1 protein-coding gene is annotated in these 2,198 nt (G+C 59.5%); it reads left to right on the top strand.

The genetic code is table 11. The annotated features are described in order from the left end of the window. Positions 1–412 precede the first annotated feature (412 nt). Positions 413–2,185, top strand: coding sequence for an SLC13 family permease (locus GQF00_RS04485; RefSeq protein ID WP_161317916.1), 1,773 nt, complete (start codon positions 413–415; stop codon positions 2,183–2,185). Positions 2,186–2,198 lie beyond the last annotated feature (13 nt).

Raw genomic sequence — 2,198 nt, 5'->3', positions numbered from 1 at the left:
TTTTCTTGGGGGTTGTCTGTCTTGCCATAGTTCACCTCTGTCGCGTAGTTTACTCGCTTAACAGGGTGTCCATCAGTACTGGGCAGGATCACAGGGGTGGTGCCGGTCGCGAAACGGTTGCCGAATTTTGGTGACATCGCCACTCTGCAGGCCTTGGCACAGCTGTAAGCCCGCTGACGGCAAAATGGGGTGGGGCGTTGTCTCCATGGCCGATTTTGGGCAATGTCGGTCAAATCCTTTGTCCACACCCCTCAAACGGTTTAAGCCCCTCGTTGGTTTGGGGAGTCACCGGACGGTGCTGAAGGACCTTTGCTTATTCTTATTTCGAATCAATAACCCCTTCTTATATCCCTTTTTAGCTGTAAAATGCGGCTTTTATGATCATGTGTGCTGCACCGGAAGGATTCGCTGAGTGAGCCTGGAAATTCTGATAACCCTGCTGATTGTGGCCTCGGTGCTGGGTGCGCTGGCGACTAACCGTGTGCCTGCGGACCTGACCATGATGGCTGCGCTGGTGATGGTGCTGGTGACCGGCATCATTACCCCTGCCGAGGCGCTGGCGGGGTTTGCCAACCCGGGTTTGATGACCATTGCGGCATTGTATGTGGTGGCGGCTGCCCTGCGGGATACCGGGGCCATCTACTGGGTGGCCCACCGGCTACTCGGCCAGCCGAAATCCGAACGCTCCAGCCAGTTCCGGCTGATTGCCCCCGCGTCTCTGCTCAGTGCGTTTCTAAACAATACCACCGTGGTGGCCATGATGATCCCGGCGGTGCAGGAGTGGGCCCAAAGGCTCAAGCTCTCCGCTTCCAAGCTGCTGCTGCCATTGAGTTATGCGGCCATCCTTGGGGGGACTTGTACCCTGATCGGCACCAGCACCAATCTGGTGGTGGACGGTCTGGTGCAGGAGAAGGGGCTGCCGGCCTTCGGTATTTTTGATGTGGCCTGGGTGGGGATTCCTGTCCTTCTGGGCGGGGGGCTGTTCATGCTGCTGGTAAGCCGTTACCTGCTGCCCGAGCGCGAGGGCATGGCAGAGCAGTGGGAACATGCCCGCGAGTACCACGTGGAAATGATTGTAGCCAAGGGCAGCAATCTGTCTGGGCGAACCATTCAGGATGCGGGCCTGCGTAACCTGACCTACGGCTACCTGACCGAAATCCAGCGTGGCGAGAAGCTGTTTACGGCGGTGGGGCCGGAGATGACCCTGCAGGAGGGCGATCTGCTGGCGTTTGTGGGGGTGCCGGAGTGTGCCCGTGAGTTGCAGCGTATCAACGGTCTGCAATCTGCCCACGGCGCAGTGCACAAGCTGGGCCTGAATAATCACCAGCGGCATTTGGTAGAAGTGGTGCTGAGCCCGGAGTTCCCGGGAATTGGCAAGACGGTGAAAGAGACTGGCTTCCGGACCCGCTACCAGGCGGCGATTTTGAGCATCAGCCGCAATGGCCAGCGGATGGCCGGCAAGGTGGGTGAGCAGGTACTGCGGGTGGGCGACACCCTGCTGCTGGAGACCAGTGAGCAGTTCGTGGAGCAGTACCGCTACCGGCGTGATTTTATGCTGGTGAGCCCCCTGCAGGATTCCACGCCACCGGACTTCCGCCGGGCTCCGGCGGCGGTGGCGGTGCTGGTGGCCATGGTGCTGGCTAATGTGGTGGGGCTTGCGTCTACGCTGGAAGCCGCTATGGTGGCCGCCGGTTTGATGCTGGCCCTGCGTTGCGTGACGGTGAACCGCTCACGCATGAACGTGAGTGTAAACCTGCCGGTGCTGGTGGTGATTGGGGCCTCCTTTGCGCTGGGCAAGGCCATGGAAACCAGTGGTGCTGCCGCCTGGATTGTGCAGGAAGCCTTTCCGGAAAGCGGCCTTTCGCCGTTTATGGCTCTGGTGATTGTGTACCTGCTGACGGCGGCATTCACTGAGATGATCACCAATAATGCTGCTGCTGTGTTGGTATTTCCGATTGCCTTGGGCGTAGCGGAACAACTGGGCATCAGCCCCATGCCCTTCATCGTTGCCGTGATGTTCGCCGCATCCGCGAGCTTCATGACGCCGCTGGGCTACCAGACCAACCTGATGGTGATGGGGCCGGGGGGGTATACCTTCCGGGATTATGTGCGGATTGGTTTGCCGATGAGTGTGGTGGTGGCGGTGATTTCGCTGACGGTGATTCCGATGGTTTGGGGTTTTTAGCGAAGCGAGCTAC

Origin of the sequence: Alcanivorax sp. DP30, assembly GCF_009882945.1 — a bacterium.
GTDB lineage: Bacteria > Pseudomonadota > Gammaproteobacteria > Pseudomonadales > Alcanivoracaceae > Alcanivorax.
This window is presented reverse-complemented; position numbering and strand designations above follow the sequence as displayed.